The organism is Allobosea sp. GW821-FHT09G06, from assembly GCF_059416005.1.
The window spans coordinates 274,501-300,958 of record NZ_JBWKOI010000004.1; the positions used below are offsets into that span (position 1 = coordinate 274,501).

General features: G+C 66.7%; 25 protein-coding genes. 8 read left to right on the forward strand and 17 right to left on the reverse strand.

All coding sequences use genetic code 11. The features are described 5' to 3' along the window. Positions 1-258: 258 nt before the first annotated feature. Positions 259-1,626: a bifunctional UDP-N-acetylglucosamine diphosphorylase/glucosamine-1-phosphate N-acetyltransferase GlmU gene (gene glmU / locus AC07NY_RS20540; RefSeq protein ID WP_494585487.1), complete on the forward strand. Its 1,368-nt coding sequence runs from the start codon at positions 259-261 to the stop codon at positions 1,624-1,626. A gap of 120 nt (positions 1,627-1,746) precedes the next feature. Next, a complete protein-coding gene (gene glmS, locus AC07NY_RS20545; protein WP_494585340.1) occupies positions 1,747-3,573 on the forward strand; it encodes a glutamine--fructose-6-phosphate transaminase (isomerizing) in 1,827 nt (608 codons plus the stop codon). A 116-nt stretch (positions 3,574-3,689) separates the two neighbouring features. Here the strand turns inward: glmS and AC07NY_RS20550 are convergent, their stop codons facing one another. Beyond that, complete coding sequence (locus tag AC07NY_RS20550; protein ID WP_494585341.1) at positions 3,690-4,076, reverse strand: YbaN family protein; 387 nt, start codon at positions 4,074-4,076, stop codon at positions 3,690-3,692. A gap of 130 nt (positions 4,077-4,206) precedes the next feature. Between AC07NY_RS20550 and AC07NY_RS20555 the strand changes: the two genes are divergently transcribed. Further along, positions 4,207-4,923, forward strand: a complete 717-nt coding sequence (locus AC07NY_RS20555) for a DUF502 domain-containing protein (RefSeq protein WP_494585342.1) — start codon at positions 4,207-4,209, stop codon at positions 4,921-4,923. Here the strand turns inward: AC07NY_RS20555 and AC07NY_RS20560 are convergent. Continuing rightward, the gene (locus AC07NY_RS20560; RefSeq protein WP_494585343.1) at positions 4,913-5,746 is read right to left on the reverse strand and encodes an AraC family transcriptional regulator; all 834 of its coding nucleotides are present in this window, start codon (positions 5,744-5,746) and stop codon (positions 4,913-4,915) included. The two genes, AC07NY_RS20555 and AC07NY_RS20560, sit on opposite strands and share 11 nt — an antisense overlap. Before the next feature lie 125 nt (positions 5,747-5,871). Further along, entirely contained in the window at positions 5,872-7,971 is a 2,100-nt protein-coding gene (gene recG / locus AC07NY_RS20565; protein ID WP_494585344.1) for an ATP-dependent DNA helicase RecG, read from the reverse strand. A gap of 143 nt (positions 7,972-8,114) precedes the next feature. On the opposite strand from recG, the gene AC07NY_RS20570 reads away from it, so the two are divergent. Both AC07NY_RS20570 and mfd read left to right on the forward strand, forming a co-directional pair. After that, positions 8,115-8,411: an FAD assembly factor SdhE gene (locus tag AC07NY_RS20570; RefSeq protein ID WP_047577233.1), complete on the forward strand. Its 297-nt coding sequence runs from the start codon at positions 8,115-8,117 to the stop codon at positions 8,409-8,411. A gap of 180 nt (positions 8,412-8,591) precedes the next feature. Then, positions 8,592-12,140, forward strand: coding sequence for a transcription-repair coupling factor (gene mfd, locus AC07NY_RS20575; protein ID WP_494585345.1), 3,549 nt, complete (start codon positions 8,592-8,594; stop codon positions 12,138-12,140). Between the two features lie 15 nt (positions 12,141-12,155). Here mfd and pcaG read toward each other — a convergent pair whose 3' ends face one another. From pcaG to AC07NY_RS20625, 10 genes are all read right to left on the reverse strand, one after another. Further along, a complete protein-coding gene (gene pcaG / locus AC07NY_RS20580; RefSeq protein ID WP_494585346.1) occupies positions 12,156-12,872 on the reverse strand; it encodes a protocatechuate 3,4-dioxygenase subunit alpha in 717 nt (238 codons plus the stop codon). Next, a complete protein-coding gene (gene pcaH, locus AC07NY_RS20585) occupies positions 12,856-13,575 on the reverse strand; it encodes a protocatechuate 3,4-dioxygenase subunit beta (protein WP_494585347.1) in 720 nt (239 codons plus the stop codon). Before pcaH ends, pcaG begins: the two co-directional genes overlap by 17 nt. A 15-nt stretch (positions 13,576-13,590) precedes the next feature. After that, positions 13,591-15,498, reverse strand: a complete 1,908-nt coding sequence (locus AC07NY_RS20590; protein ID WP_494585348.1) for a bifunctional sugar phosphate isomerase/epimerase/4-hydroxyphenylpyruvate dioxygenase family protein — start codon at positions 15,496-15,498, stop codon at positions 13,591-13,593. A gap of 14 nt (positions 15,499-15,512) precedes the next feature. Then, the gene (locus tag AC07NY_RS20595) at positions 15,513-16,343 is read right to left on the reverse strand and encodes a shikimate dehydrogenase family protein (RefSeq protein ID WP_494585349.1); all 831 of its coding nucleotides are present in this window, start codon (positions 16,341-16,343) and stop codon (positions 15,513-15,515) included. Next, positions 16,340-17,398, reverse strand: coding sequence for a Gfo/Idh/MocA family protein (locus AC07NY_RS20600; protein ID WP_494585350.1), 1,059 nt, complete (start codon positions 17,396-17,398; stop codon positions 16,340-16,342). The genes AC07NY_RS20595 and AC07NY_RS20600 overlap by 4 nt, the downstream gene beginning before the upstream one ends. Before the next feature lie 11 nt (positions 17,399-17,409). Next, positions 17,410-17,859 (reverse strand): type II 3-dehydroquinate dehydratase, encoded by a 450-nt coding sequence (gene aroQ / locus AC07NY_RS20605; RefSeq protein WP_494585351.1) that lies wholly within the window; start codon positions 17,857-17,859, stop codon positions 17,410-17,412. 45 nt (positions 17,860-17,904) lie between these two features. Beyond that, a complete protein-coding gene (locus AC07NY_RS20610; RefSeq protein WP_494585488.1) occupies positions 17,905-18,636 on the reverse strand; it encodes an amino acid ABC transporter ATP-binding protein in 732 nt (243 codons plus the stop codon). 68 nt (positions 18,637-18,704) lie between these two features. Further along, entirely contained in the window at positions 18,705-19,538 is an 834-nt protein-coding gene (locus tag AC07NY_RS20615; RefSeq protein ID WP_494585352.1) for a transporter substrate-binding domain-containing protein, read from the reverse strand. A 49-nt stretch (positions 19,539-19,587) separates the two neighbouring features. Beyond that, positions 19,588-20,229, reverse strand: a complete 642-nt coding sequence (locus tag AC07NY_RS20620) for an amino acid ABC transporter permease (RefSeq protein ID WP_257732858.1) — start codon at positions 20,227-20,229, stop codon at positions 19,588-19,590. A gap of 7 nt (positions 20,230-20,236) precedes the next feature. Continuing rightward, entirely contained in the window at positions 20,237-20,905 is a 669-nt protein-coding gene (locus AC07NY_RS20625) for an amino acid ABC transporter permease (RefSeq protein WP_492286283.1), read from the reverse strand. Between the two features lie 344 nt (positions 20,906-21,249). Here AC07NY_RS20625 and AC07NY_RS20630 point away from each other — a divergent pair, with 344 nt between their 5' ends. Then, positions 21,250-21,897: a TetR/AcrR family transcriptional regulator gene (locus AC07NY_RS20630; RefSeq protein WP_492286282.1), complete on the forward strand. Its 648-nt coding sequence runs from the start codon at positions 21,250-21,252 to the stop codon at positions 21,895-21,897. Between the two features lie 34 nt (positions 21,898-21,931). On the opposite strand, the gene aroQ (AC07NY_RS20635) is transcribed toward AC07NY_RS20630, so the two are convergent. Beyond that, positions 21,932-22,399: a type II 3-dehydroquinate dehydratase gene (aroQ, locus tag AC07NY_RS20635; RefSeq protein ID WP_494585353.1), complete on the reverse strand. Its 468-nt coding sequence runs from the start codon at positions 22,397-22,399 to the stop codon at positions 21,932-21,934. Positions 22,400-22,577: 178 nt separating this feature from the next. Here aroQ (AC07NY_RS20635) and AC07NY_RS20640 point away from each other — a divergent pair, with 178 nt between their 5' ends. Together AC07NY_RS20640 and AC07NY_RS20645 are read left to right on the forward strand one after the other, a co-directional pair. After that, positions 22,578-23,270, forward strand: coding sequence for a GntR family transcriptional regulator (locus tag AC07NY_RS20640; protein ID WP_494585354.1), 693 nt, complete (start codon positions 22,578-22,580; stop codon positions 23,268-23,270). A 136-nt stretch (positions 23,271-23,406) separates the two neighbouring features. Beyond that, on the forward strand, positions 23,407-24,189 hold the full coding sequence (locus tag AC07NY_RS20645) for a helix-turn-helix transcriptional regulator (RefSeq protein WP_494585355.1): 783 nt from the start codon (positions 23,407-23,409) through the stop codon (positions 24,187-24,189). A 6-nt stretch (positions 24,190-24,195) separates the two neighbouring features. On the opposite strand, the gene maiA is transcribed toward AC07NY_RS20645, so the two are convergent. Genes maiA through AC07NY_RS20660 form a run of 3 tightly spaced genes read right to left on the reverse strand, consistent with a single transcriptional unit; the run spans position 24,196 to position 26,457 of the window. Beyond that, positions 24,196-24,828, reverse strand: a complete 633-nt coding sequence (maiA, locus tag AC07NY_RS20650; protein WP_494585356.1) for a maleylacetoacetate isomerase — start codon at positions 24,826-24,828, stop codon at positions 24,196-24,198. A 14-nt stretch (positions 24,829-24,842) separates the two neighbouring features. Next, the gene (locus AC07NY_RS20655; protein WP_494585357.1) at positions 24,843-25,613 is read right to left on the reverse strand and encodes an SDR family NAD(P)-dependent oxidoreductase; all 771 of its coding nucleotides are present in this window, start codon (positions 25,611-25,613) and stop codon (positions 24,843-24,845) included. A gap of 13 nt (positions 25,614-25,626) precedes the next feature. Then, the gene (locus AC07NY_RS20660; protein WP_494585358.1) at positions 25,627-26,457 is read right to left on the reverse strand and encodes an SDR family NAD(P)-dependent oxidoreductase; all 831 of its coding nucleotides are present in this window, start codon (positions 26,455-26,457) and stop codon (positions 25,627-25,629) included. Between the last annotated feature and the right edge of the window lies 1 nt (position 26,458).

Consider the following 26,458-nt stretch of genomic DNA (forward strand, 5'->3'; position numbering starts at 1 on the left):
TTTCCAGTTCGCCTGAAAAGCCTTTCCGATCGGGAAGATGCACGCCTTTCGGATGGTGCGATCCTTCTAAATGGAGGCGGCGCCAAACCGGCTGGACGGCCATCTCCGAAAGGAGCCTTTCACCGCGATTGAACTTTGCCAAAGGGCGCGCGGATCGGCTATCCACGGCGCCTGCAACGCCAGCATGCGTGAATTCGACTCTGATGCGTGGGCGGTGGTTCAACCATGCCTGCAAGGGAAACGAGAAACATGACCGAAATGCAGCCGGCCCGATCCTGCCTCGCGATCGTCCTGGCAGCCGGAGAGGGCACCCGCATGAAATCGCGGGGGCCGAAGGTGCTCCATGCGGTCGCCGGGCGGTCGCTGCTCGGGCATGCGCTTGCGGCCGTCTCGGAGGCCGGCGCGGATGCCGTCGCCGTCGTGATTTCCTCGGAACGCCCCGAAGTCGGCGAAGCGGCGCGCCAGCAGCTTCCGCATGCGCAGATCGCGATCCAGCACGAGCGCCGGGGTACGGCGCATGCGGCGCTTGCCGCGAAAGCCGCCATCACTGCCGGCCATGACGACGTCATCATCGCCTTTGGCGACACACCGCTCGTGCGTCCCGAGACCTTTTCGGCGCTGCGCCAGGCATTGTCGGGCGGCGCAGCTGTCGTCGCGCTCGGCTTCGAGGCGAAGGACCCGACGGGCTATGGCCGTTTCGTCGAGAAGGATGGACGTCTGGAGGCGATCGTCGAGCATAAGGACGCCACCCCGGAGCAGCGCGCGATCACGCTCTGCAATGCCGGGCTGATGGCGCTCTCCGGCGAGCACGCCCTCTCGATCCTGGAAGCGATCGGGAGCCATAACGCCCAGGGCGAATTCTATTTGACCGACGCGGTCGAAGTCGCGCGCAAGCGCGGGCTCGACGCCGTCGCGCTGCAGGCGCCCGAAAGCGAGGTCCAGGGCGTCAACGACCGCGCTCAGCTCGCCGCCGTGGAAGCGGATTTCCAGCGGCGCAAGCGGCTTGCCGCCATGCTCGGCGGCGCGACGTTGATCGCGCCCGAGACGGTCTTCTTCAGCTATGACACTGAGATCGGCCGCGATGTCGTGATCGAGCCGAATGTCGTGTTCGGGCCCGGCGTGCGCGTCGATGACGGCGCGGTGATCCATGCCTTCTCGCACCTTGAAGGCGCCACGGTCGGCCGTGACGCCAGCGTCGGCCCCTATGGCCGCCTGCGGCCGGGCGCGAAGCTCGCCGAGAAGGCCAAGGTCGGCAATTTCGTCGAGGTGAAGGCAGCCGATATCGGCCCTGGCGCGAAGGTCAACCATCTGACCTATATCGGCGATGCCTCGGTCGGGGCGGCCGCGAATATCGGCGCCGGTACCGTCACCTGCAACTATGACGGCTTCAACAAGGCGAAGACGACGATCGGCGCCAATGCCTTCGTCGGCTCGAACTCGTCGTTGATCGCGCCGGTAACGATCGGCGAGGGTGCCTATGTCGGTTCCGGCTCGGTCATCACCAGCGACGTCGCGCCGGACGCGCTCGCGATCGGCCGCGGCCGGCAGGTCGAGAAGCAGGGCTGGGCGCCGACCTTCCGCGCTGCCGCCGCTGCCAGGAAAGCGGCCAAGAAGGCGGCCGAATAGCCAGGAATCGCGGCGGATCGGGCCATCCGCCGTTCACAGTTCGTCATGTAGATTGATTGGGCACGCGCGCCGATCGCGGCTATGCGCTTTGCCGACAGCAACGGCTTGAGGGGTTCACCCATGTGCGGCATCGTCGGGATTCTGGGCAAGGAAGCAGTGGCGACGCAGGTCGTCGAGGCGCTGCGGCGGCTTGAATATCGCGGTTACGATTCCGCCGGCGTCGCGACGCTGGAAGCCGGAAAGCTCACCCGCCGCCGCGCCGAGGGCAAGCTCAAGAATCTCGAGATTCGCCTGTCGAACGAGCCGCTCGAGGGCCTGGTCGGCATCGGCCACACCCGCTGGGCGACCCATGGCAAGCCCAACGAGACCAATGCCCATCCGCATGCGACGCCGAAGCTCGCGGTCGTGCATAACGGCATCATCGAGAACTTCCGTGACCTGCGCGCCGAGCTTCAGGCCGACGGCTACGTCTTCGAGACGGAAACCGATACCGAGATCGTCGCCCATCTCGTCACCCGCGAGCTCGACCGCGGCAAGGGCCCGGTCGATGCGGTGGCCGCCAGCCTGCCGCGCCTGCACGGCGCCTTCGCGCTCGCTTTCCTGTTCCAGGGCGAGGACGACCTGCTGATCGGCGCCCGTAAGGGCTCGCCGCTCGCGGTCGGCATCGGCGAGGGCGAGATGTATCTCGGCTCGGACGCGCTGGCGCTCGCGCCCTTCACCAATCTCATCGCCTATCTGGAGGAGGGCGACTGGGTCGTGCTCCACCGCCGTGGCGCGACCTTCTATGACAAGACCAACAAGCAGGTGGAACGCCGCGCCCAGCGCGTCGCCGCCGGCGCCTTCCTGGTCGAGAAGGGCAATCACCGCCATTTCATGGCGAAGGAAATCTACGAGCAGCCCGAGGTCGTCGGCCACACGCTGACGCAATATCTCGACATGGCCAATGGCAAGGTGCGCCTGCCCTTCGGCGACCAGATCGACTGGAAGGGCCTGTCGCGCCTGACGATCAGCGCCTGCGGCACCTCCTATTATGCCGGCCTCATCGCGAAATACTGGTTCGAGAAGCTGGCGCGCCTGCCGGTCGAGATCGATGTCGCCTCCGAGTTCCGCTACCGCGAGGCGCCACTGCCCGACCAGGGCCTGGCCCTCTTCGTTTCGCAGTCCGGCGAAACCGCCGACACGCTGGCCGGTTTGCGCTATGCCCGGCAGAACGGGCAGGTCATTCTTTCGGTCGTCAACGTGCCGACCTCGACGATCGCGCGTGAAAGCGATGCCGTCGCGCAGACGCTCGCCGGCCCCGAGATCGGCGTCGCCTCGACCAAGGCCTTCGTCTGTCAGCTCGCGGTTTTCGCATCCCTCGCGCTCGCCGCAGCCCGTGCCCGCGGCACGCTCTCGGCCGAGGACGAGGCCGATCATGTGCAGCATCTGATCTCGCTGCCGGGGCTGATGGCTCGCGCGTTGCAGCTCGAGCCGCAGATCGAGCAGCTCTCGCACAAGCTTTCGCGCGCCAAGGACGTGCTCTATCTCGGGCGCGGTACGAGCTATCCGCTCGCGCTGGAAGGCGCGCTGAAGCTCAAGGAAATCAGTTACATCCATGCCGAAGGTTATCCGGCTGGCGAGCTGAAGCACGGGCCGATTGCACTGATTGACGAGGACATGCCGGTCATTGTCGTCGCGCCCTATGACGCGCTGTTCGAGAAGACCGCCTCCAACATGCAGGAGGTCGCGGCGCGCGGCGGCCGGATCATCCTCGTCACCGATGCGAAGGGCGCTGCCGAATGCGGCATCGAGCCTGAGGCGACGATCATCCTGCCGGACATGGACCCGACCTTCGCGCCAATCGTCTACGCCCTGCCGATCCAGATGATTGCCTATCAGACGGCGGTTTTCATGGGCAAGGATGTCGATCAGCCGCGCAATCTGGCGAAATCCGTCACGGTGGAGTGACGGCGGTCGAGCTTGCCGTCATTCTCGGGCTTGACCCGAGAATCCCGGCCCGGAGGAGGCGCTGGAATCTCTTCGTCACGAGATGCTCGGGTCAAGCCCGAGCATGACGCGCTCCGTCAGGCCTCCGGCCGGCTCGCCACGTAGAAGCCCGCGCCGATCAGACACAGCGCCGCCGTCGCGAGAGCGATCGGCGGCGCGCTTGTTTGCATCAGCAGGACAAAGCTCAGCAGCATCGAGCCGCAGGCGAGGTACTTGGCGCGCCGGGCGATGGCGCCGGTCTGACGCCAACGCAGGACATGCGGCCCGAGTCTCGGATGCCCAAGCAGCCAGGCCTCGAAACGCGGTGAGGATTGCGAGAAGCACCAGGCCGCAGCGATCAGGAAGATCGTGCCGGGCATCAGCGGCAGGATGAGCCCGATGACCCCGAGCGCCGTGCACACCCAGCCCAGGGCGAACAGCAGCGGCCGCGACCATCGGCGTCGCGGCTGATCGTCCTCGCTCACGGCCTCATCCTTGCTTGCGTTTGCCCCCAGGGGCTGGCGGATGGCGCCGCCTCGCTTATCGTGTCATATCGCCGCCCACACGGGTGGCCGCAAGCGGGCGGGAGGTCGCGCCGGTGTTTTGGGAGAGACGATGACAGCCGGCCCGCCCGATCCGCGCCTGATCCTGCCGACGGAAATCCTGCGCCCGACCTGGGGCGCACGGTTGCGCCGCTATTTCCTGACCGGGCTGGTCATCGCCGCGCCGCTCGCCATCACGGCCTCGGTGACCTGGTGGTTCATCAATTTCATCGATGGGCTGGTGAAGCCGCTCATCCCGAATTCCTACCTGCCCGATTCCTATCTGCCTTATCCGATTCCGGGATTCGGGCTCGTCATCGCGCTGGTCGGGCTGACGCTGCTCGGCTTCCTCACCGCCAATCTCGTCGGGCGCTCGCTCCTCAATGCGGGCGAGGCGATCCTCGACCGCATGCCGGTGGTGCGCAGCCTCTACAAGGGCGTGAAGCAGGTCTTCGAGACGATCTTCTCGCAGTCCGGCACCTCGTTCCGGAAGGTCGGGATGGTGCAGTTCCCGCAGCCGGGCATGTGGTCGATCGTCTTCATCGCGCAGGAGGCGGCGCCCGAGATCGCCGGGCGTCTGCCGGAGGGTGAGGAACAGATCGGCGTCTTCCTGCCCTGCACGCCGAACCCGACCACCGGCTTCTTCTTCTACCTGCCGCGGCGCGAGGTCGTCGAACTCTCGATCTCGGTCGAGGATGGCGCCAAGCTGATCATGTCGGCCGGGCTGATCCAGCCCGGCGAACAGAACGGCAAGCCTAAGCTGGACGTGAAGCCCCCCGTCAGCGCTTGAGCGGCACCCAGATTTCGACGGTGCCGTTGCCGGTCGCGCCGTCGAAGCGCTCGTCCATCCGCTCCAGCGTGACGCCCATCTCGGGCTCGCGACCGGATTTGGGGAACCAGTCCTGCCAGATCGCCTTGTAGGTCTGGGCGATGCCGGTGATGTGGCCTTTGTGCTCGAACACGGCGCAGAGCTGTTCCGGCACGCTGAGCCGCGCGAACTCGTCGCTCAGGTCGCTGAAGGACGAGACTTCGGCGCCGGCGATATAGTCGAAGGCGCCGCCATCGTCGCAATTATAGCTCGCGCCATAGGCGACATAGCCGCGCTGGCCGGGGATATGGCCGAAATGCGGAACGATCTTCTGCCAGAGCAGCGGGATGCCTTGCGTCTTGTCCATCGAGAAATGGCCGCTGAAACCGGCGATCAGCAGGGGCTTGCCGGTGACGATGCGCGGCTCGGCGATGGGGGCGGGGGTGATGTCATGCATGTTCAGCGACTCCACGAGGGCGAGCGATGAGAGGTCGCGCCGGGCGCGCAGTTCTTCCGGCGTGAGGCCGAACTGCTCGCGAAAGGCGCGGGTGAAGGCTTCGTGGGAGCCATAGCCCCAGTCGAGCGCGACCGAGAGGATGTCGGGCGCACCATCGGCGAGCTGGCGCGCCGCCTCCGACAGCCGGCGCTCACGCACATAGCGCATCACCGAGCGGCCGGTCGCCGCGCCGAAGGCCCGGCTGAGATGGAAGCGCGAGACGCCGCTGACCTCGGCAATCTCGTCGAGCGTGAGTTCGGTGGTGAAGCGGCTCTCGATGCACCAGATGGCTGCCTTGACCGGGTCCATGTTCTCTCCACGAAGTGGCGCGACACTGGACGAGCAAGCGAGGGCTCGCTTGATCAGGATTGCTCCTGGCAGCGTCAGGGCGTCATTGCTAGGCGCCGGGCGACGAGGCCGTGGCAGGAGCCGGGCTATCCCGCCCTGAGCAGCCGTATCGCGACGTCGCGCTCGAACAGGTAGAGCAGCACGCGGATCGCCTGGCCGCGTGGCGTCTCCAGATGCGGATCGCGTTCGATCAGGAGCCGCGCATCGTCGCGTGCCGCCGCCAGCAGGTCGCCATCGATCTCCGGCCGGGCGATGCGCCAGTCCGGCGAACCCGATTGCTTGGTGCCGAGCACCTCGCCCTCGCCACGCAGGCGCAGGTCTTCCTCGGCGATGCGGAAGCCGTCCTCGGTCTCGCGCATGATGGTGAGGCGCGCTTCGGCAACCGGCCCGAGCGGCCCCTTGTAGAGCAGCAGGCAGGTCGAGGCGGCCGATCCGCGGCCGATCCGCCCGCGTAACTGGTGGAGCTGGGCGAGGCCGAAGCGCTCGGCATGCTCGATCACCATGACGCTGGCATTGGGCACATCGACACCGACCTCGATCACCGTGGTCGAGACGAGGATGCGGGTCTGCCCGGCGACGAAGGCGGCCATGGCGGCGTCCTTCTCGCGGCCGGGCATCTGGCCATGGAGCAATCCGACCTTGTCGCCGAAGATTTCGCGCAGGGCCTCGAAGCGCTCCTGCGCGGCGGCGACGTCGAGCGTGTCCGATTCCTGCACGAGCGGGCAGACCCAATAGGCCTGCGCGCCCGTGTCGATCGCCCGGCCGATGGCACCGACGACCTCGTCATAGCGCTCGGAGGAGACGGCGCGGGTGACGATCGGCTTCCGGCCCGCCGGCTTCTCGGAGAGGATCGAGATATCCATGTCGCCGAACCAGGTCAGCGAGAGCGTCCTTGGGATCGGTGTTGCGGTCATGACCAGCACGTCGACGGCCTCGCCCTTGGAGCCGAGCAGCAGGCGCTGGTGCACGCCGAAGCGGTGCTGCTCGTCGACGACGGCAAGCGCCAGGTCCTGGAAGGCGACACCCTCCTGGAACAAGGCATGGGTGCCGACGGCGATATCGATCGAGCCGTCGGCCAGTCCGGCGAGCACCTGCTTGCGGCCGGCGCCCTTTTCGCGACCCGTCAGCAAGGCGAGCTTCAGCCCGGCCTTCTCGGCCAGCGGCGCCAATCTCTCGGCATGCTGGCGGGCCAAAATTTCGGTCGGCGCCATCAGGACCGACTGACGCCCGGCTTCGGCGGCGGCGGCCATGGCCATCAGCGCGACCACGGTCTTGCCGGAGCCGACATCGCCTTGCAGGAGGCGCAGCATCTTCTCGGGCTTGGCCATATCGGCATGGATATCGGCGATCGCCTTGCGCTGGCCTTCGGTCAGCTCAAAGGGCAGGGCGGACTGGATGCGGAAGCGCAAGCCGCCATCGCCCGTGGTGGCGCGGCCGGCGATCTTCTTCTGCTGGCGGCGCACGAGGGCGAGCGCGATCTGGCTCGCCAGCAATTCGTCATAGCCGATGCGCCGGCGTGCGACCGTGTCGCCCTCGGCGGCCTTGCGGTCGACGGGATGGTGCAAGGCCTCGATCGCCGCGTGGAAGGAAGGAAAATCAGCCTTGGCGAGGAAGGCTGGGTCCTGCCATTCCGGCATCTCCGGGCAGCGTTCGGCCGCCGCCTGCACGGTCCGCATCATCATGCGCTGGCCGATGCCCTCGGTCAGCGGATAGACCGGCTCGAAGGCCGGCAGCGTCGCCGCCAGCTTGGGATCGAGGATGCGCTCGGGATGCACCATCTGGCGCATGCCTTCCCAGAGCTCGAGCTTGCCCGAGATCAGGCGATAGGCGCCGATCGGCAGGGTCTGCGCCAGATGCCGGGAATCGGCATGGAAGAAGACGAGCGTGACGTCGCCGGTCTCGTCCTCGACGATGATGCGATAAGGCGCCTTCTTGCCGGCCGGCGCGGCGCGATGCTCGCTGACGCGGGCGGTGAAGGTCGCGACGTCGCCGATCGGCGTATCCGCGATCGAGGGGCTCGGCCGGCGATCGACCGCGCCGGTTGGGAGCTGGAAGAGCAGGTCGACCACGCGCGCCGGCCTCGTTTCGTCGCCAAGAAACTTGTCCAGCACCTTGCCGAGCTTGGGCCCGACGCCGGAAAGCGTCGTGACGGGAGCGAAGAGCGGATCGAGGATCGAGGGGCGCAAGACGTCTCGCGAAACTGTCAGGAGCGCGAAGATCGCGGCGGTTCGGCCGCTGACTTCGCCGGGCTGCGTCGCTATATAGCCTGCTCAGGCAGGCTCCGCGACGGGGCCGGCCCTATGATCATTGCGCCATCCCCGAGGTTCTCATGTCCGGCTCGACCCGCTCCAGCGCCGATCTCGACCCGCGCCGCCGCAAGATCCTGTTCCGCGCCTGGCATCGCGGCATGCGCGAGATGGACCTGATCATGGGCCGCTTCGCCGACGACGCGATCGCCGGCTTCAGCGATGCCGAGCTTGACGAGTTCGAGCGCCTGATCGAGGTGCTGGACCGGGACCTGCTGAGCTGGGTGACAGGCGAGGCCCCCGTGCCCGCGAATTACGACACGGAACTGTTCCGCAAGCTTCGGGCATTCCACCATCACGACAAGCCGATTCATGTGTGAGGGCTTGGCCAGCTCCCACCGTTGTCATTCCGGGGCTTCGCGCAGCGAAGAACCCGGAACCCACGACCGGGCGAGCCGCTTGCAACCGCACACCGCGTTCGCACCCCGTCGTGGGTTCCGGGTTCGCGCCTGCGGCGCGCCCCGGAATGACAAGCGATAGTCAAAAACTGAAGCGTACCGATGAGCATTCCTCCTCCCAGCCAGATCGCCAAGCCCCAGCTCGACCGGCTGCTCGATGCGCTGAACCGCGGTGACAAGCCGACGCTTGCCGGCGTGCCCGATGGTTTCGACGCCGTCGTGCTCGCCGACCTGACCCGCGCCCGCGCCAAGAAGGCGGAGGGAGCGGCGCTGCTCGTCTTCATCGCGCGTGACGGCCAACGCCTTCAGGTGCTTGAGAACGCGCTGCAATTCGTCGCGCCTGATCTCGAGGTGATGAGCTTCCCGGCCTGGGACTGCCAGCCTTATGACCGTGTCTCTCCCGCGCCCGCCATCGTGGCGCACCGGATGACGACGCTCTCGCGCCTCGCCAAGACCAAGTCGGGCGAGCGGCCGCGCCTGCTGCTCACCACCGTCAATGCCGCGCTCCAGCGCGTACCGGCTTTCGGCAAGGTCGCCTCCGAGAGCTTCTCGGCTGCGCCCGGCAACATGGTCGATATCGAGGAACTGGCGCGCTGGCTCGATATCAACGGCTATCTGCGCACCTCGACCGTGCGCGAGACCGGCGAATTCGCCGTGCGCGGCGGCATCGTCGATCTGTTCCCGCCGGGCATGCCGGCGCCGATCCGCCTCGATTTCTTCGGCGATAGCCTCGAATCGATCCGCACCTTCGATCCGGAGACACAGCGCACCACCGGGCAATTGCGCGGGCTCGACCTCGTGCCGATGTCCGAGGCGCAGATGACGAGCGAGAGCATCCGCCGCTTCCGCCAGTCCTATATCGCGACCTTCGGCACGCCCGGTCGCGACGACACGCTCTACGAAGCTGTCAGCGAAGGCCGCCGCCCGGCCGGACTGGAGCACTGGCTGCCATTGCTCGCCGAGAAGCTCGACACGCTCTTCACCTATCTGCCCGACGTGCCGCTGGTGCTCGACCATCAGGCCGAGGACGCGGTCGGTGAGCGCATCAGCCTGATCAAGGACTATTACGACGCCCGCAAGGCCGCGCTGGAGCAGGGTGGTGGCGGCGGCATTCCCTACAAGCCCTTGCCGCCGGATGCGCTCTATCTCTCGCCGGCCGACTGGCGCGCGGTGGTCGACATCTCCGGTGTCGCCAGCATGACGCCGTTCCAGCTGCCCGACAGCGAGGGCAAGCTGATCCTCGATCTCGGCGGCAAGCAGGGCCGCAGCTTCGCGGCCGAGCGCTCCGCCGATGCCGGCGGCGTGTTCGATGCGGCGGTCGCCCATGTGAAGGCGCTGGAGGCTGACGGCAAGCGCGTCATCCTCGCCGCCTGGTCCGAGGGCTCGCGCGAGCGTCTGGCGCATGTGCTGGCCGATCACGGCCTGAAGAGCACGCAACTGACCGGCTCGCTGCGCGCCGCTTTCGATCTTAAGCCCGGCACGATCGCGCTCGCGGTCTGGGGCTTCGAGACCGGCTTCGAGGCCGGGCGCCTCGCCGTCGTCGGCGAGCAGGACATCCTCGGCGACCGCCTAGTCCGTCCGCGCCGCAAGACGCGCCGGCCCCAGGATTTCATCGCGGAGCTTTCCTCGCTCGCACCGGGCGATCTCGTCGTCCATGTCGATCATGGCATCGGTCGCTTCATCGGCCTGCAATCGATCACGGCCGCCGGCGCGCCGCATGACTGCCTCGAAATCCATTATGCCGGCGATTCCAAGCTCTTCCTGCCGGTCGAGAATATCGAGCTTCTGTCCCGCTATGGCTCCGAGGACACCGAAGTCCAGCTCGACCGGCTGGGCGGCGGCGGCTGGCAGGCGCGCAAGGCCAAGCTCAAGCAGCGCATCCGCGAGATGGCCGGCAAGCTCATCCAGATCGCGGCGGCGCGCGCGCTCAAAGATGCGCCGCGGCTCATCCCGCCTGACGGCGTCTATGACGAGTTCTGCGCCCGCTTCCCCTATGAGGAGACCGAGGACCAGCAGAACACCATCGACGCGGTGCTCGACGATCTCGCGGCCGGGCGGCCGATGGACCGGCTCGTCTGCGGCGATGTCGGCTTCGGCAAGACGGAGGTCGCGCTGCGCGCGGCCTTCGCCGCTGCGCTGAACGGCAAGCAGGTCGCGGTCGTCGTGCCGACGACGCTGCTCGCGCGCCAGCACTATCGCAACTTTGCGGATCGCTTTGCCGGCTTGCCGGTCCATGTCGGACAGGCCTCGCGCTTCGTCGGCTCGGCCGATCTCAAGGCGGTGAAGCAGGGCGCCAAGGACGGCACGATGGATATCGTCGTCGGCACGCATGCGCTGCTCGGCAAGGGCGTCGACTTCAAGGATCTCGGCCTCGTCATCGTCGACGAGGAGCAGCATTTCGGCGTCGCTCATAAGGAGAAGCTGAAGGAACTGCGCGCCGAGGTGCACATGTTGACGCTGTCGGCGACGCCGATCCCGCGCACGCTCCAGCTCGCCATGACCGGCGTGCGCGAGCTCTCGATCATCGCGACGCCGCCGGTCGACCGTCTGGCCGTGCGCACCTTCGTCACGCCCTTCGACCCGTTGATCGTGCGCGAGGCGCTGTTGCGCGAGCGCTATCGCGGCGGGCGTTCCTTCTATGTCGTGCCGCGCATCGAGGACATCGCCGAGGTCAAGGACTTCCTCGACAAGCAGGTGCCGGAGTGCAAGGTCGGGATCGCCCATGGCCAGATGGCGGCCGGCACGCTGGAAGATGTGATGACCGCCTTCTATGACGGCCAGTACGATATCCTGCTCTCGACCACGATCGTCGAGTCGGGTCTCGACATCCCGACCGCGAACACGCTGATCGTCCACCGCGCCGACATGTTCGGCCTCGCCCAGCTTTACCAGCTCCGGGGCCGCGTCGGCCGCTCGAAGACGCGCGCCTATGCGCTCTTCACCGTGCCGGCCAATCGCAAGCTGACCGAGCAGGCCGAGAAGCGGCTCAAGGTGCTGCAATCGCTCGACACGCTCGGCGCTGGCTTCCAGCTCGCCAGCCACGACCTCGATATCCGCGGCGCCGGCAACCTGCTCGGCGACGAGCAGTCCGGCCATATCAAGGAAGTCGGCTACGAGCTCTACCAGCAGATGCTGGAGGAGGCGGTGGCCGCGCTCAAGGCAGGCATCGAGTTCGAGACCGAGACGCAATGGTCGCCGGCGATCCAGGTCGGCGCGCCGGTCATGATCCCCGAGCACTATGTTGCCGACCTGACGCTGCGGCTGACCCTCTACAAGCGCCTCTCGACGATGGACGACGATGCCGAATTGCAATCCTTCGGCGCCGAACTGGTCGATCGCTTCGGCCCGCTGCCGGAGGAGGTCAACCAGCTCCTGGAGATCGTCGCGATCAAGGCGCTCTGCAAGCGCGCCAATGTCGAGAAGGTCGAGGCCGGGCCGAAGGGCATCATCGTCGCCTTCCGCAACAACGAGTTCGCCAATCCGGAAGGGCTGGTTTCGTACGTCGCGAAGATCGGCACGCTGGCGAAGGTGCGCCCCGACATGCGCGTCGTCTTCATCGACGATTTCGACACGGTCGAGCAGCGGCTGAAGGCAACGCGCCGGCTGCTCACCGATCTCGCGCGGATCGCGGAGCGGAAGAAGGCGGCCTGAGCGGCCGTCTTTCACCTACAGGTCGAAGAACACCGTCTCGTTCTCGCCGGCGAGGTTGATGTCGAGCCACCACGTTCCGTCCGGCTTGCGCTGGGCGATCAGGGTCTGGCGGCGCGCCTCGGGCACGAGGGCGAGAATCGGGTCGGTCTCGTTGCCCTCGCCATCGGCGAAATAGAGCCGGGTCGGCAGGCGCTTCAGCAAGCCGCGGCCGAAGACCGAGAGCGCGATATGCGGCGCCTGCAAGCTGTTGCCGGGGCCGGGCACGCGGCCGGGGCGGATCGTGCGGAAGCGGAAGATGCCGGACTTGTCGGTCGAGGCGCGGCCGAAGCCGACGAAGTGCGCGTCGAGCGGCACCTCCCCGCGCAGATCGTCCGGGCTGGCATAGCGACCCTTGGCATTGGCCTGCCAGATCTCGATCATCGCATCCTCGATCGGCTTGCCGTCGGCGTCGTAGACGTAGCCGGCGAGCGCGATGACCTCGCCCTCGGGTTGACCTGAGACATTCGAGCCCGAAAGCAGGAAATGCTCCGGCGGCATCAGGTCGGGCCGGGCGCCCATCTCGGAGGGGCCGACAAGATCGGCGCCGCCCTTCCAGGGCAGGCCGTAATGGAAATAGGGGCCGACCGTCTGCCACGGCGTCTGGCCGAAGATCGACGGGTCCTGGCTGTCCTGCCGCGGCGCGGCGTTGCGGCTTTCCAAGTCTCCACTCAAAGTGTCAGTGGTCGTCGTCATGGTCGTCCTCGAACGGCGTCTGGTCGCGGCCCTTGAGCACGATGTCGAAGACATAGCCCAGCGCCCAGTTCGGCTCGGTGGTGCCGATATCGAAGCGCGAGACCATGCGCTGGCGATAAGGCATCGGCACGGCATTCGCGATCGGGTCGATCTCGATCAGCGGATCGTCGGGGAAATACATCTGCGTAACCAATCGCGTCGCGAAGGCCGGACCGAGCAGCGAGAGATGGATATGGGCCGGGCGCCAGGCGTTCTTGTGATTGCCCCAGGGATAGGCGCCGGGCCGGATCGTGACATAGCGATAACGGCCCTGCTCATCCGTGATCACGCGGCCGACGCCGGTGAAATTCGGATCGAGCGGCGCCGGCCAGTCGTCCTTGGCATGGATGTAGCGGCCGGCGGCGTTGGCCTGCCAGATCTCGACGACAGTGTTCGGCACGGGCCGTCCGTCCTCGTCGAGCACGCGGCCGGTCACGACGATGCGCTGGCCCTGCGGCTCCGCCTTGTGCTGGGTGGTCAGGTCGGCCATCGCCGGCCCCATCAGGCGCGACCAGTCGCTCGGCCCGGTCACCTCGGTCAGCGTCTGCGGGATCGCGATCGGGGCCTGGCGCGGGCTGCGCGCCACGGTCGAGCGATAGTCCGGGGAGAGCGAAGCCGGCTGCCCGGCATCGAGCCTCGCATAGGGAAGTATCAGGCTGCTCATGCGGCTTATCTCTCCTCAGCCATGGCTCGGCGCGGGAACGCTGATCGGGCGCGCGAGCCTTGATTGCGCGGTGAGCCGGATGCCGGCATTGGCGGCGCCGTAACCGGCATAGCCATCGCGCTGGACGATCTCGAAGAACAGGCCGCCATCGAGCGTCTGGGTATAGGCCTGTCGGAACGCGCCGCCGGCATCGCTGTCATAGAGGATGTTCAGCGCCTTCATCGCGTCGATCTCCTCGCCCGTCAGGTCCGAGCGAGCCTCAAGGTCGTCATAGTAGTTCTCGGGGATCGGTAGCATGGCGACGCCGTTCGCGGCCAGTCGCCGGACGGTCGCGGCGATGTCGTCGGTCGCGAAGGCGATATGCTGCACGCCGGAGCCGAAGAAATCGGTGATGAAGCGGGCCGAGAGCGTACGATGGCTCTGCGAGCCGTTGAGGATGAGCCTGAGGCCGTGGCCGTTCTTGCCGTCGAGCCCGCTCTCGATGACCTGGCTCTGAACTACGCCGCCGGGATCGAGCACGGCCTGCGTCGGCATCTTCCGCGTCTCGAACAGCGAGGAATAGAACAGGAGCCAGGTCAACATCTCCTCATACTGCATGCTCTGCGAGACATGGTCGACGCCGGTCAGACCGGCATCGTCCGTGGCTTCGCCGGTCGCCGCGAAATCGACCTCGGCCCAGCGGCCGAGCGCCGAGGCCTGGTCGATGAAATAGACGAGGCTGCCGCCGAGGCCACGCACGGCCGGGATGTCGAGTTCGTTCGGCCCGATCGCGCCGGCATGGGGCACGTCGAGCAGGGCCTTGGCGCGGGCGATCGCGGCCTGTGCATCCGGCACGCGCAAGGCGAGCGCACAAACCGAGGTGCCATGGGTGATCTGGTAGCTATGGGCGAACCCGTCGGCCTCGCTGTTCAGGACAATGCGGATATCACCCTGGCGCCAGAGATCGACGTCCTTGGAGCGATGCGCGCCGGCACGCGCAAAGCCGAGCGCGCGCAGCAGCCGCTCGAAGCCCGGTCGTTCGGCCTCCGACACCGTGAACTCGATGAATTCGACCGCTTCGACCGGGGCCGGCGGCGGCATCGGCACCGCGCCGGGCACAGGCTTTCCGACCTGCCGGGCGGTTTCATCGAGCAGCCAGATCAGCGAGCGATGGCCGTCGAGCGCGACCGAGCGGGCCGAGCCGGCCCGGAAGCGGTCGTTGAAGATTTCGAGCGAGAGCACGCCGTCATAGCCGGTCGCGGCCAGCGCGCGCATGAAGCCGGAGAGATTGAGATCGCCCTGTCCCGGCAGGCAGCGCCAGTGCCGGCTCCAGGAGAGCGGGTCCATCTGCAGCAGCGGCGCATCGGCCATCTGCACCATCTCGATCTTGTCGCGCGGGATCGTGCCGATCGCCGCGAGGTCGAGCCCGCGCGCCAGGATATGGAAGGAATCGAGCACGATCCCGACCTCTGGCCGGTTGGCGCGGCGCACGATCTCCCAGGCGTCGCGATAGTCGAAGACATGCCGGCCCCAGGCCAGCGCCTCGTAGCCGACGCGCAGGCCCCGCCGCCCGGCGCGCTCGCCGAGTTCGGCGAAATCGGCAGCGAGCCGGTCGATGCCGGGCAGCGCTTCCGGCGAAACGCTGGAGCAGACGAAGAGCAGGTCCGTGCCCAGCTCCTGCAAGAGATCGAACTTGCGTTCGGCCCGGTCGAAGACGCGCTGGCGGCGCCCGTCCGGCATGCCCTCGAAATCGCGGAAGGGCTGGCAGGTGACGATGGTCAGGCCGAGATCGGCGCAGATGCGCCGGACTTCCGTTGGCGAGCCGGGGAAGGCGATCAGGTCGTTCTCGAATATCTCGACGGCCTTGAAGCCGGCGGCGGCGATGGCTTCTAGCTTTTCCTGCAGCGTGCCGGAGACGCAGACGGTGGCGATCGATGGGATCACGGAAGTGCCTCCTCTCAAGCCAGTCGCGCGACGGCGCGCAAATCCTCGGCCGTGGTCGAAGGTAGGCCGAAGAATTCCAGATAGGCGGGTATCTGCTCGAACAGCATGTCGGTGCCGACCTGCACGGCGCAGCCGCGTGCGCGGGCAGCAGCAAGGAAGGGCGTGATCTCCTGCGCCATCACGACTTCGCCGACAAAGGCGGAGGCGGGCAGGCGGGAGATATCGACCGGCAGGGGATCGCCGGGCTTCATGCCGAGCGGCGTGGCGTTGACGACGATGTCGAAGCCATCCGGGTCGTTCGAGCCGGTGGCGACGCGAAGGGCGGGATAGTGTGCGAGCAAGCGCTGTCCGAGTTCCTCGGCGTTCGTTGCTTGCATGTCGAACAGACCGAGCTCCGCGACCCCGGCCTTGGCCAGCGAGGCGGCGATGGCCGAACCGACGCCGCCGGCACCGACGACGAGCGCGCGGGCGCCATCGAGCTTGTGCCCCTTGCGCAAGACGCCGCGTACGAACCCTTCGCCGTCGAACATGTCGCCGCTGAGCCGGCCATCCGCTTCGAGCCGCACGGCATTGCAGGCGCCAGCGATGGCGGCGGTCGGCGAGAGCATATCGACGAGACCGGTCGTCGTGACCTTGTGCGGCATCGTCACCAGCGCGCCATGGGCGTTGGACAAGCGGAAGAACAGCTTCAGGAAATCGGGGTAATCCTCGCTGCGGCAGCCCATCGGCACGACGACGGCGTCGATCCCCTCGCGCTGGAAATAGGGGTTGTAGATCATCGGCGCCTTGAAGCTCTCGGTCGGATAGCCGAGATGGCCGATCAATCGTGTCGTGCCCCTGATCATGCGCCGGCCCTCGCCGGTTCCGGGGCGATCTCGACCGGCCCGCCGCTGCGCGCCGCCTGCTTCACGGCCGCGATGACGGCGAGCGTTGCGAGGCCCTCGCGGCCGGAAACGAGGGGTGCCTCCTCGCCGCGGATCACCGCGCAGAAGTGCCGGACCTGCGCCTGCAACGGATCCTCGGGCACGAAGGGGATGCGCTCGCGCTTGAGCGGCTCCCACCAGCCGCGCTTGTCGCTGTGGCTCCAGAGTTCGAGCGCGGGAATCGTCAGCGAACCATGCGTGCCGCCGATCTGGTAGCAGGACTGGTCTTGCTTTGGATAAGCCGGGTTCTCGCCGGTCGTGAGCTCCCAGCTCCAGGGCGAGACGACGGTGTCGGAGGCACTGACCGTGCCGAGCGCGCCATTGGCGAAGCGCAGGATCGCGACGGCGGTCTCCTCGGCCGGGTTGCCGCGCACCGCATTGGAGCTCAGCGCCTGCACGCCGACGATCTCACCGCAGAGATAGCGGAACAGGTCGATATCGTGGATCAGGTTGATCAGGATCGGCCCGGCGCCCTCCTGCCGGCGCCAATCGACCTCGAAATAATCGTCCGGCTTCACCAGCCAGAACTGGCCGCTGAGCGTCAGGATGCGGCCGAGCCGGCCGGCATCGATCGCCTCGCGCGCCTTCCGGATCATCGGGTTGTGGCGGCGGTGATGGCCGACGAGCAGCGGCACATTCGCCGCATCGGCGGCCTGGACGAGCTTGCGGGCGCTGTCGACGCTGTCGGCCAGCGGCTTCTCGACCAGCATGGGAATGCCGGCCGCGACCAGCTCCAGCCCGTTGGCGACATGAAGCTGGTTCGGCGTCGCGACGATGACGCCATCCGGCTTCTCGGCGGCGGAGAGGGCGTCGAAGCCGGGATACCAGGCGATGCCGATCTCCTCGGCGAAGGCCTTGCCGGCCGGAGCGGGGTCGATGATCGCCGACAGGACGGCGCCGGGCTCGGCCCGGACATGGGCGGCATGGCGCTTGCCGATCAGGCCGGCCCCCATCACCGCGATCTTCACCGGAGCCATCGGGTTGGTCCTCACGCGGCCTGATCGTCGATCAGCTTGGCGATGCGCCGCAAGCCGAGCTGATAGCCTTGCGTGCCGAAGCCGGCGATGACGCCGTCCGAACGCATGGAGACATAGGAATGGTGGCGGAAGGCCTCGCGCTTATGCACCTGCGAGATATGGCACTCGATCACCGGTCCTTCGAAGGTGTTGAGCGCGTCGAGTAGCGCGACCGAGGTATGCGTGAAAGCAGCCGGGTTGATGACGATGCCCGCGCCGTCCTCGCGCGCCTCATGAATCCAGTCGATCAGTTCGTATTCGCGGTTGGACTGGTGAAAGCGCAGTTCCAGCTTCAGCTCCTCGGCGAGCTTGCGGCAGTCGCGCTCGACATCGGCCAGGGTCTCGTGCCCGTAGATGTCAGGCTGGCGCTTGCCGAGCAGGTTCAGGTTCGGGCCGTTCAGGACATAGACGAGGCGGGACATCGATCGCGTTCCGTTGAGATGTCCGACCGAGCCGGACGCTAGGCTTCAATGCTTGCTGAGGATTTCGCCGAGGAACTTTCGGGTCCGCTCATGGCGCGGGTTGTGGAAGAATTCTTCGGGCGGGGCCTCCTCGACGATGGCGCCGGAGGCCATGAAGATGACCCGGTTCGCCACCTGCCGGGCGAAGCCCATCTCATGGGTGACGCAGATCATGGTCATGCCCTCCTCGGCGAGCGCGATCATGGTGTCGAGCACCTCCTTGACCATCTCGGGGTCGAGCGCCGAGGTCGGCTCGTCGAACAGCATGACCTTGGGCTTCATGCAGAGCGCTCGCGCGATCGCGACGCGCTGCTGCTGGCCGCCCGAGAGCTGGGACGGGTATTTCCCGGCCTGCTCCAGGATCTTCACGCGGCCGAGCAACTGGCGGGCGGTAGCCTCGGCTTCGGCCTTGCTGGCACCGAGCGAGCGCATCGGCGCCAGCATGCAGTTCTCCAGCACGGTCATGTGTGGGAACAGGTTGAAATGCTGGAAGACCATGCCGACCTCGCGGCGCACCGCGTCGATGGTCTTCGCGTCATCGCCGAGCCTGGTGCCGCCGACCCTGATCTCGCCCTTCTGGTAGTTCTCCAGATGGTTGATGCAGCGGATCAGCGTCGACTTGCCGGAGCCTGACGGTCCGCAAAGCACGATGCGCTCGCCTTTGCGGACCGACAGATTGATGTCGGTCAGGGCCTGGAACTCGCCATACCATTTCTCGACATGCGTCATGGCGATCATGGCGTCCGCCGAAGCGGCACTCTGGATGGCTGGCTGGTTCATGGCCCTGACCTCGTTTCTTCGCGCGCTCAGCTCGCGGTGAAGGTGATGCCTTCGAGGCTCTCCGGGAACTTGTGCACCGGCACCTTCATCCACTTGTCGTAGACCTTCTGCAGCTCGCCATTGGCCTTGATCTTGTCGATGAAGGTGTTGATCGCGGCGTTGATCTCCTTCTCGCCGAGACGGGTGCAGGCGCCGTTGTAGAGGTTCTGGAATTCGAGCTTGTTCTCGAACTCGCCGGGGCGGGCCTGCTCGATGCGCTGCATGTAGAAGATGTTGCCGCCGATCGCCTGGACCTGGCCGGAGACCAGCGCCTGGATCGAGGGCGCATCGCCGTCATAGCGGCGGATCGTGGCGCTCGTGGGCGCGTTCTTGGTCACCTGCGTGTCCTGCGCGGCGCCCTTGGCGACGCCGATCGTGTAGCGGCCCATATCCTCGTTGGTGGTGATCTTGTCCTTCTTCGGGCCAATGAACACGATGGTGTTGGCGACATAGGGCTTGGAGAACTGCACGGCCTTGGCGCGCTCCGGCAGCATCGCCATCGTCGCGAACAGCACGTCGACGCGGCCGGTGGTCAGCGCCGGGATGCGGTTATTGACCTCAAGCGGCACGAACTCGACCTGCACGCCGAGTTCCTTGGCGAAGAGCGTCGCGATATCGGCATCGAGCCCGTCCTGCTTGCCGGCGCTGGTGACGAAGCCCCACGGGGGATTGTCGCCCTGGATGCCGACGACGATCTTGCCCTTGGCCTTAATCTCGGCCGGGGTGACGGCCTGCGCTGGGCTGCCGAGCAGAGCCGGCATCGCCAAGGCGGCGGCACCGGCGATGAGCAGGCTGCGGCGGGTGGTCTTGGACTTCATCATGTTTCTCTCCCTCTTCGTGCTTGGTGGTTGGTTCAGGCGGTGAACGGGGTCAGCGCGCGGCGATGGCCATGCGGCGTTCCAGATGCGAGCCGTAGAGCGAGAGCGGCCAGCACAGCAGGAAGTAGAGGATGCCGACGATCCCGAAGACGAGGAGCGGCTGGAAGATCTGGTTCGAGACGATGTTCCCGGCCCGCGTCAGCTCGGTGAAGCCGACGATGGCGGCGAGCGAGGTACCCTTGATGAGCTGAACCAGGAAGCCGATCGTCGCCGGCAGCGAGATGCGGATCGCCTGCGGCAGGACGACGTCGCGCATGCGCGAGACGTAGTTCAGGCTCAGCGCCTTGGCGGCCTCGGTCTGGCCCTTGGGCACGGCCTCGATCGAGCCGCGCCAGATCTCGCCGAGATAGGCGCTGGCATGCAGCGTGAAGCCGATCGCGACTGCGACCCAGGCATCGAGCTTCAGCCCGACGAGCGCCAGACCGTAATAGACCACGAAGAGCTGCATCAGGAGCGGCGTGCCCTGGAACAGCGCGATATAGCCCGACGTGATCCGCTCCATGAGAGGCCGGCCGGAGACCCGCATCAGCGCGATCGCGAGCCCGAACACGCCGCCGCCGACGAAGCCGACCAGCGAGAGCAGCACGGTCCATTTCAGGCCGGTGAGCAGGAAGAGGAATTCGTTCGATCCCATCGCGCCCTCACTTCACCGGATAGCTGAAGTAGCGGGTCGAGATCGCGTCGAAGAAGCGCATCATCACCCAGGAGATCAGGAGGTAGAACAGCGTGATCGTGCCGTAGACCTCGAAGGAGCGGAAACTGTCGGACTCGATCCGCTGCGCCACCGAGGTCAGTTCATAGGCCGAGATCGCCGAGGCGATGGAGGTGGTCAGCGTCAGCAGCACGAACTGGCTGGTGAGCGAAGGGAAGATCGCCCTGAGCGCCGGCTTCAGCACGATCAATCGGAAGACCTGGGCCTTGTGCAGGCCGAGTGCGAGGCCCGCCTCGATCTGGCCCTTGCCGATCGACTGCACGCCGCCGCGGATGATCTCGATGGCATAGGCGCCGCCATTGATGCCGAGCGCGATGATCGCGGTCGGTGTCGGGTCGAGCCTCAAGCCCGCCAACGGCAGGGCGAAGTAGATGAAGAAGATCTGAACCAGGAAAGGCGTGTTGCGGATCACCTCGACGAAGGCCTTCACCAGCCAGCGCACCGGGGCGATCTTCGAGTCGCGCAGGATCACACCGCCGATGCCGATGACGATCGCCAGCGCCATGCCGCTGATCGCGAGCAGGAAGGTGCCGAGGCAGCCCATCAGCAGGGCTGGCATCCCGTCGATCACCGGCGTGAAATCGAGCTTGTAGTTCATGGCGCTCCCTAGATCATCGCGCGCCCCACGGGGCGCGAGAACGATGATCTATCTCCTTGGTGTTGCGTCGGATTCATTCGAAAAGTGGAATCCACTTCTCGGTCCGATGCAGTCTCGGCCGACCTTCTGAGAAGGGTCGATCCGGTTCCCGTCTGCAGTCACGGCACCTCTCGTCGGGTGCCTTGGCCTTCAGGCTCGCCGGCTTGCGCTATGCCGACGACATGTTAAATGTACCATCTAGTTCATTTGGTCAAGCGCAATGTACCGGCTTGTCCAATTTGATGCGTTCGCCCTAGTTTCCGGGCTGGTTCTCTCGCGGGTGAAGCATGAGCAAGGCAGCGTCGATGCCGAAGGCAACGGGCCGCAAGCCGGCGTCCTGGACGCAGGACCCGGAAGGCGTCCGCCGCAACATCCTCGCGGTGGCGAAGGAGGAGTTCGTCGAGAACGGCCTGAGCGGCGCGCGCGTCGACGAGATCGCGGCCCGGACCGCGACCAGCAAGCGGATGATCTACTATTATTTCGGGGACAAGGAGGGGCTCTACCGCGCCGTCCTGGAGGAGATGTACGAGCGCATCCGCGGCTTCGAGCGCAGTCTCGACCTCGCCAGCCTGCCGCCGGTTGAGGCGATGACGCTGCTGGCCGGCTTCACCTTCGACTACCATGCCGAGAACCCGGATTTCGTGCGGCTCGTCATGGTCGAGAACATCCACCATGCCCGCCATCTCGCGACCTCGGACCGGATCGCGTCGCTCAATCTCTCGGCCATCGACATGATCCGCGAGGCCTATGAGCGCGGCGTCGCGGCGGGGCTGTTCCGGCCGGGCATCGAGGCGCTCGACATCCACCTGACGATCAGCGCGCTCGCCTTCTACAACGTCTCCAACCGCGCCAGCATCCGCCAGGTCTTCGGCCACGACATGGGCGCGCCCGAGGCGCTGGCGCGCCGCCGCGCTGCTGCGATCGACACGGTTCTGCGCATGCTGCGCGTCTGAAGCCTTGCCGGGGCGGGCAGGCGAGGGCATCGCTTCAGCCCCGCGCCGCGACGAGGCCAGCCATCGCCTGGATGGCGAGTTCGTAGCCGGCGGCGCCCAGTCCGACGATGATGCCGGTCGCCGTCCGTGAGACCAGCGAGTTGTGATAGATGCTCTCGCGCGCATGCACATTCGAGATGTGCAATTCGATCTTCGGGCCGTCGAACATCTTGAGCGCATCGAGCAGCGCGACCGAGGTGAAGCTGTAGCCGGCCGGGTTGATGATGATCCCGCAGGCCTCCTGCCGCGCCTGCTGCACGCTCTCGACCAGCTCACCTTCGAAATTGGTCTGGCGGAATTCGACCGAGAAGCCGAGCGAACGCGCCTTTGCCTCGCAGCGCTCGCCGATCTCGCTGAACGTGGTCGAGCCGTAGATATGCGGCTCACGCTGCCCGAGCAGGTTCAGGTTGGGGCCGTTCAGGATGAAAATCCGGCGCGACGCCGCTGCTTCCTTGTCCGCCATGACACCCTCCCAGGCGAAGCTCTGACGGCCCCGCTCGCAGTTCGTGAGTGGAACGTGATACAAGATGAAAGAGAGATCAACTGATAATTCATCGATCATCAGTTGATTTATGCGGTCGCGAGCGTAGGCTTGCGGGCAGCCTTGCTTCCTGACAGGAACGCGCGAGGGGGTGAGCGGCATGACGGACGCGGCATTCGAGATCGGCGGCGAGGAGATCCCGGTTCTCTCGACCGGCGAGCAGGCCTATGAGCGCATCAAGCACGACATCGTTTTCGGCGTGCTCCGGCCCGGCCAGCGCCTGCCGCTCGACCGATTGAAGTCGGTTTACGGCGTCGGCATCAGCACCTTGCGCGAGATCCTGAACCGGCTGGCGCCGGAAGGTCTCGTCGTCGCGGAAGGACAGCGCGGCTTCCAGGTCGCGCCCTGTTCGGCGACGGACCTGAAAGAACTGGCGCACCTGCGCCTGCTGATCGAGAGCAACGCGCTGGCGCAATCCTTCGAGGCCGGCGATGTCGAGTGGGAAGGGCGCGTCGTCGCCGCCCATCACAAGCTCGCCCGGATGGAGCAGCGCCTGCTCGCAGGCGACGAGGCCGGCACGCAAGCCTGGAAGCGCTATGATTTCGAGTTCCATCAGGCGCTCGTCTCGGCCTGCGGCTCGAAGGCGCTGCTCGATCTCCATGCCGGGATCTATGACCGCTATCTGCGCTACCAGATGGTCTTCTTCGTCTTCTGGGGGCCGACCTCGACCGAGGACCACAAGGCCTTGCTCGACTGCGCCCTCGATCGCGACGCGGCCGAGGCGCAAAGGCTTCTGCACGGCCATATCCATGGCTGCATCGACATGGCGTTGGAGCGCGGGCTGGTCGGCTGACAACGGCCGCCACGCCCTGTCTCACCTCATCCAAAAGTTTGCATGCGAAGTTGGATACTGTTAACGCTGTAAGCCTGAAACGGCCTCCGCCGCCGGCTGCAAGCCGGACCGAAAGAGGGGCCGGCGGGAGGTTTGAATGCAGCTTGTGGCCATCCAGCAGGCCGTAGCCGCGCGCAGTATCCTGGCGACCATGCCGCGCGTGATCGAAAGCGTCGGCCGCTCCAATTTTTCCAGCGGCCTGTTCGACATCGCCCGCCGCTTCACCGGCACCGAGATCGTGACCGCCTTCGTCGCCGCACCCGATGGCGAGGTCCATACGCTGCTGGCCGAGAACCACTATGATTCCGGGCAGCCGGCGCTCGAGATTGCCCGCCGCTACGTCTCCCGGCATTGGCGCGCCGATCCGGCCAACACGATCGCGCTCGATGAGGGCGACGAGGCCGGTTGCTGGGGCGTGCGGATGAAAGCCGGCGATATCGAAAGCTCGGCCTATCGCAGCGAATGCTATCTCTCGGTCGGCCTGTCCGAGCGCTTCTCGCTTTTGCAGCGCCGTGAAGCCGGCATGCTGCGGCTCAGCATCTATCGCCGCCGCAAGGAGAGCTTCAGCGAGGCGGAGATCGACAATCTGGTCGAGAGCGCGCCGCTGTTGATGGCGGCGCTTTGGCGCCATTACGAGGTGACGAAACCGGCAGGTGGCCGTGGCGCCGCGCGGGATTTCCACGCCCGATTGGAAAAGGCTGCGCCGGAGCTATCGAAGCGTGAGCGGGACGTCTGTGCGCTCGTCGCCGCCGGCCTGACCTCGGAGGGCATAGCGTTGGAGCTCGGCGTCGGCATCAACACCGTGCTGACCTATCGCAAGCGTGCCTATGCAAGGCTCGGCATCTCCTCGCAGAACGAGTTGATGCGCATCCTGATGTGAGCCGGCTCAGACGGCGTCCGATTGCTGGTCGGGCCTTGCCGCGATGAAGGCGGGCAGGGTGGCGCAATGCGCGTCGATGGCGACGAGCTTCGGATAGGGCGCAAGGTCGATCCCGTAGCGCCGGGCACTGCCGATCTGCGGCACGAGGCAGATATCGGCCAATGTCGGCGCGTCCCCGAAGCAGAACGGGCCGGGCTGGTCCTGGATCAGCTTTTCGCAGGCCCCGAGGCCCTCGTTCATCGCAACGGCGAGCCAATCCTGCACGTCGGCTTCCGAAAAGCCCTTGCCGCGCAGGCGCTTCTGGATCTTCGGATTCTGGAAGGGGTGTGTCTCGCAAGCGATGACCAGCGCGAAGGCCTCGACGCGGGCCCGCAAGGCATTGTCGGCCGGGACAAGCGGCGGCTGCGGCACCTCGCGATCGAGCCAGCCGATGATCGCAAGCGACTGCGTCAGCACCGTACCGTCGTCGAGATCCAGTGCCGGGATCAGCTTCTGTGGGTTGATTGCCGCATAGGCTGGCTCGTTCTGGGCGCCGTCGCGCAGATTGTGGATCACGCTCTGCGGTGTCACGCCCTTGAGGTTGAAGGCGATCCGCGCGCGCCAGGCGGCCGAGGAGCGGAAATAGCCGTGCAGGATCATGTCGGTCTCCCCCGTCAGGCCATTCGGTAGCCGCCATTGACGTCGATCGTCGCGCCGGTGACGTAGGAAGCCTGCTCCGAGAGCAGGAAGGACACGGCCCCGGCGATATCCTCCGGCGTGCCGAGCCGGCCGAGCGGCACGGCCTGAGCCAGCGCATCCATCGAGCCCGGCGCGGCCGAGCGTGGTGTCGCCGCAGTGAGCATCGGCGCATCGATCACGCCGGGCGCGACGCAGTTCACGGTGATGCCGAGCGACGACAGTTCGCGGGCCATCGCCTTGGTAAAGCCGAGGATCGCCGATTTCGACGAGATATAGCTGGCCGAGCCACGATAGCCGCCAAGCTCCGCCGCGACCGAGCTGGTCGTGGTGACGCGCCCGCCTTCGACCGGCAATGCACGGCGGCGGCGGGCATAGGCACGGATGCTCAGGAAGACGCCGCGCGTGTTCACGGCATGGGTCTTCTCCCAGTCGTCGAGCGTCATGTCGAAGATGGTCGGCCGCTCGCCATCGGCGGCCATCAGGAGCACGCCGGCATTGCAGACCAACCCGGTGACCGGGCCATGCGCCGCCTCGACCGCATCGAACAGCGCTTCGACCGAGGCCTCGTCGGAGACATCGACCGCCCAGCCGCTATGGCCGGAGTCGGGGAGGGCGCTCGCGACAGCCGCCGCCGGCTCCTTCGTCAGGTCGCAGACGGCGACGCGCCAGCCATCGGCGGCAAGCTTATGGGCGATGGCCGCGCCGATGCCGCGGCCGGCGCCGGTGACGAGGGCGAGCTTGCTCATGTCGGTCTCCGGTTCATTCGCTGTAGACGCCTTGCGCAAGCAGGGCCTTGGAGGAGAAATCGCGGCCATGGCCGCGCGTGAAGAAGCCTGCCGAGACGCCGCCATCGGCCATGATCAGCGCGCCGTTGACGTAGCTCGCGAGGTCCGAGAGCAGGAACAGGCAGACCGAGGCGACCTCGGAAGGCTGGGCCAGGCGCCCTAGCGGCGTGCGATCCTCCATCACGCCGGAGACGAAGCTCTCGGGGATGCCGCGCCGGATCATCGGCGTGTCGGTCGCGCTCGGGCCGATGCAGTTCACCCGGACGCCATGCGAGCCCCATTCGACGGCGAGATCGCGCGTCAGCCCGACGACGCCGGCCTTCGAGGCGCAGTAATGCGCGCGACCCGACTGGCCGCCGAGCGAGGAGACGGAGCCGATCGTGACGATGGCGCCGCGCCCGCGCGCGACCATGCGCCGGCCGGCCGCCTGGCAGGAATAGAAGGTGCCGGAAAGATTGACGCCGATCACGGCCTCCCAGCTTTCGGCGGCGAGTTCGGTCGCCGGGGCGGGGCGGGAGATGCCGGCCGCGGTGATCAGCCCATCGAGCGGGCCGAGATCGCGCTCGATCGCTTCGACCGCGGTTTCAGTGGCCGTCGGGCTGCGCACGTCGAAGCTGGCCAAGACAGCACGGGCGCCAAGCGCCGCGATCTCGCAGACGGTCTCGGTCGCGCCCTGCTCGTTCGCATCGGCGATGGCGACAGCGGCGCCCTCGCGTGCCAGTGCCAGCGCGCATTCCCGCCCGATGCCGGAGGCGCCGCCGGTGATCAGAACGGTCCGGCCGGCCAGCCCGAGATTCGCAGCCATC

What these genes read in the sequence shown, in the direction of transcription:
- AC07NY_RS20620 (WP_257732858.1), bottom strand. Translation starts at nt 20,229, where the DNA reads ATGGGATCGAACGAATTCCTCTTCCTGCTCACCGGCCTGAAATGGACC.
- AC07NY_RS20610 (WP_494585488.1), bottom strand. Translation starts at nt 18,636, where the DNA reads ATGATCGCCATGACGCATGTCGAGAAATGGTATGGCGAGTTCCAGGCC.
- AC07NY_RS20560 (WP_494585343.1), bottom strand. Translation starts at nt 5,746, where the DNA reads ATGGACCCGGTCAAGGCAGCCATCTGGTGCATCGAGAGCCGCTTCACC.
- pcaG (WP_494585346.1), bottom strand. Translation starts at nt 12,872, where the DNA reads ATGACGACGACCACTGACACTTTGAGTGGAGACTTGGAAAGCCGCAAC.
- AC07NY_RS20595 (WP_494585349.1), bottom strand. Translation starts at nt 16,343, where the DNA reads ATGATCAGGGGCACGACACGATTGATCGGCCATCTCGGCTATCCGACC.
- AC07NY_RS20655 (WP_494585357.1), bottom strand. Translation starts at nt 25,613, where the DNA reads ATGAGCAAGCTCGCCCTCGTCACCGGCGCCGGCCGCGGCATCGGCGCG.
- aroQ (WP_494585353.1), bottom strand. Translation starts at nt 22,399, where the DNA reads ATGGCGGACAAGGAAGCAGCGGCGTCGCGCCGGATTTTCATCCTGAAC.
- mfd (WP_494585345.1), top strand. Translation starts at nt 8,592, where the DNA reads ATGAGCATTCCTCCTCCCAGCCAGATCGCCAAGCCCCAGCTCGACCGG.
- maiA (WP_494585356.1), bottom strand. Translation starts at nt 24,828, where the DNA reads ATGATCCTGCACGGCTATTTCCGCTCCTCGGCCGCCTGGCGCGCGCGG.
- AC07NY_RS20615 (WP_494585352.1), bottom strand. Translation starts at nt 19,538, where the DNA reads ATGATGAAGTCCAAGACCACCCGCCGCAGCCTGCTCATCGCCGGTGCC.
- AC07NY_RS20660 (WP_494585358.1), bottom strand. Translation starts at nt 26,457, where the DNA reads ATGGCTGCGAATCTCGGGCTGGCCGGCCGGACCGTTCTGATCACCGGC.
- aroQ (WP_494585351.1), bottom strand. Translation starts at nt 17,859, where the DNA reads ATGTCCCGCCTCGTCTATGTCCTGAACGGCCCGAACCTGAACCTGCTC.
- AC07NY_RS20640 (WP_494585354.1), top strand. Translation starts at nt 22,578, where the DNA reads ATGACGGACGCGGCATTCGAGATCGGCGGCGAGGAGATCCCGGTTCTC.
- AC07NY_RS20645 (WP_494585355.1), top strand. Translation starts at nt 23,407, where the DNA reads ATGCAGCTTGTGGCCATCCAGCAGGCCGTAGCCGCGCGCAGTATCCTG.
- pcaH (WP_494585347.1), bottom strand. Translation starts at nt 13,575, where the DNA reads ATGAGCAGCCTGATACTTCCCTATGCGAGGCTCGATGCCGGGCAGCCG.
- AC07NY_RS20630 (WP_492286282.1), top strand. Translation starts at nt 21,250, where the DNA reads ATGCCGAAGGCAACGGGCCGCAAGCCGGCGTCCTGGACGCAGGACCCG.
- glmS (WP_494585340.1), top strand. Translation starts at nt 1,747, where the DNA reads ATGTGCGGCATCGTCGGGATTCTGGGCAAGGAAGCAGTGGCGACGCAG.
- glmU (WP_494585487.1), top strand. Translation starts at nt 259, where the DNA reads ATGCAGCCGGCCCGATCCTGCCTCGCGATCGTCCTGGCAGCCGGAGAG.
- AC07NY_RS20600 (WP_494585350.1), bottom strand. Translation starts at nt 17,398, where the DNA reads ATGGCTCCGGTGAAGATCGCGGTGATGGGGGCCGGCCTGATCGGCAAG.
- AC07NY_RS20555 (WP_494585342.1), top strand. Translation starts at nt 4,207, where the DNA reads ATGACAGCCGGCCCGCCCGATCCGCGCCTGATCCTGCCGACGGAAATC.
- AC07NY_RS20625 (WP_492286283.1), bottom strand. Translation starts at nt 20,905, where the DNA reads ATGAACTACAAGCTCGATTTCACGCCGGTGATCGACGGGATGCCAGCC.
- AC07NY_RS20570 (WP_047577233.1), top strand. Translation starts at nt 8,115, where the DNA reads ATGTCCGGCTCGACCCGCTCCAGCGCCGATCTCGACCCGCGCCGCCGC.